We start from the raw sequence: 1,981 nt of genomic DNA, 5'->3' as shown, positions 1-1,981 counted from the left end.
TTTCCAAACCAAGAGTGGTTGGTGATCTTGAAGTAATGGCTTGAGTCTTTTGTAAGTTTAAAAGAATTATCTATGGATAATATTTGTAATTTATGCTCTAAGCGCAAAGATGTTACTAGCATATTAATAGGACTGCGGGCTGGTTTTATTAAACCCCTTATATATGATAGTGATTATGGTTTAGATGGGCTAAAAAATTATAAACAGCAGTAACTTACAGCAAGAGAAAAGCGTCTAATATTAATTGGATATTTTGACATTATTCGTTATTCACATATAGATAATCCAGAAAATCATGATGCGATAGATTATATTTATTCCGTTTGCGGCAAACTATACTTGCTTATTCCTGATGAGTTAGAAATAAATTTAGTTGAGCAATTTTTATTGAATCCCACAGCGTCTTTTATTGATGCTTTAGGTCGATTAGTAAGAGACAAATGTTCAAAAGAGCCAGAAACCTTTATCTTGCTTAAAAATGCAGCTAATAGCCCTAATGAAAAAATTGCCTCCATGGCAAAATAAGTATGAAGCAGCCGGGGGACATCTAATTGCCAGACATGTTGGAAAAACACAAGCGGAGTTATTGAATAGAGTGTCTACAGGAAATGTAAAAACAGCATCCTCATTTACAGACAGAGGGACAGCTGAAGCTATTACAAGCAAAGCGATTGATGCAAATCAATCTAAGATAAATAACTATTTATTAGGAAGCCAAAAAGGCTATTTAGAGATCGACTATACAAAAAGTTGGTTTTCCGGATTTGGAAAAAAATGGGAGTACAATTATTGGTGGTGGTAAACCTGGATTTGAAGGGGGAACCAAAATACCTCCAATAAAAGTAGAAGTAGTTAGACCTGATAACTAGAAGGTAATAGTTAATATGTCTATAGAAGATTTAAATAAAGTTGATATGATAGGAATCCCCGAAGAAAATAAATCAATAGTAAATTTGGGTTTTACTGATCATTTATCTTGGCATAAGGAAGTGGAAAAACATTTATTTTTGATACAAGAAAAAATAAATAGTTATATCAGATTTATAGAAAGTGGTGAAGTATATGAAAGTTTTCCTGCTGCTAAAGGAAGAGACAAATTTTTGATAGAAATCGGTTTTAAGTATAAAGTACCAAGAGAATGTCTAGATTTTTTAAAAAAAGTAAATGACTTTCTTTTTACTACCGATCTTAATATCCAAATTACATATAAAGAATGGGAGAATAACTAATATTTTTGTTTTGTAATATAAAAGTATAAATATATAATTCATTTCATTAATATTAATGATAATTTATGAATTTTAATTACCAATATTTAATTTATGGTAAGTCCGAAGTCTTACCATCTTTCTTTAAAATATATTTGGTTAGATTGTATTTTAAATTCGTAAATCAAGTTCAATAATTAACTTGTTTTGCTCAACTTTAATGATAACAGGGCAACCCACATAAAAACCGAATTGCTCCAGCCACCTGCCTTTAATGGTCAGTTGCGGTCTGGGGTTGGGCTTTGTGCCTTGTGGCACGTAACCAACGGTATAAAATCACTCTTTGTGTTGTGGTGCTTTGTGTATGGTTGATTTTAGAGTAGAAATGCATCTTAATTATAATAACTATTTCGTATAGTTGTAGTAGTAGCAGGTTGTCGCCTGTTACTATTATGTTACTTTTTTACCCGCATTACCTAGCTTGTAATTTAATCTGCTTCTTGATTAAAAAATTTTCTAAAAATATCTTAATCACGGTTTTATCTTCTTCCGATAACTTCCAAAAAATATTCAGTTATTCGGCAATAATGTCACAAATGGCGGCACGGTATTTGGTGTGCGGGTGGCTATCGAGGCACTTGATGCCAAAACCACCTATAACGAGCAGTACACTTATGAGAAATCCGGGCTGACCATTGCGTTAACCGGTACGGCAGCAGATATGTATGAAGCGGCCAAAGCGGTTGAGCGGGCGAAAGAGAAAGGCAATGATA

General features: G+C 33.0%; 3 protein-coding genes and 1 pseudogene. 3 read left to right on the top strand and 1 reads right to left on the bottom strand.

Translation table 11 applies throughout. The annotated features are described in order from the left end of the window. The first annotated feature begins 339 nt into the window (after window positions 1–339). From J3U37_RS12005 to J3U37_RS11995, 3 genes are all read left to right on the top strand, one after another. Window positions 340–525, top strand: coding sequence for a hypothetical protein (locus J3U37_RS12005; protein WP_267375112.1), 186 nt, complete (start codon window positions 340–342; stop codon window positions 523–525). Beyond that, entirely contained in the window at window positions 497–802 is a 306-nt protein-coding gene (locus tag J3U37_RS12000) for an RNase A-like domain-containing protein (RefSeq protein WP_267375110.1), read from the top strand. Before J3U37_RS12005 ends, J3U37_RS12000 begins: the two co-directional genes overlap by 29 nt. Window positions 803–884: 82 nt before the next feature. Next, window positions 885–1,229: a DUF6572 domain-containing protein gene (locus J3U37_RS11995; protein ID WP_267375108.1), complete on the top strand. Its 345-nt coding sequence runs from the start codon at window positions 885–887 to the stop codon at window positions 1,227–1,229. A 150-nt stretch (window positions 1,230–1,379) separates the two neighbouring features. Here J3U37_RS11995 and J3U37_RS12225 read toward each other — a convergent pair. After that, window positions 1,380–1,544: pseudogene (locus J3U37_RS12225) on the bottom strand (SymE family type I addiction module toxin); the annotation flags it as partial. Between the last annotated feature and the right edge of the window lie 437 nt (window positions 1,545–1,981).

The sequence above is a fragment of the Gilliamella sp. B3172 genome (assembly GCF_026536465.1).
Taxonomy (GTDB): domain Bacteria; phylum Pseudomonadota; class Gammaproteobacteria; order Enterobacterales; family Orbaceae; genus Gilliamella.
This window is presented reverse-complemented; position numbering and strand designations above follow the sequence as displayed.

Coding starts and splice junctions, on each gene's coding strand:
- J3U37_RS11995 (WP_267375108.1), top strand. CDS start 885: ATGTCTATAGAAGATTTAAATAAAGTTGATATGATAGGAATCCCCGAA.
- J3U37_RS12000 (WP_267375110.1), top strand. CDS start 497: ATGAAAAAATTGCCTCCATGGCAAAATAAGTATGAAGCAGCCGGGGGA.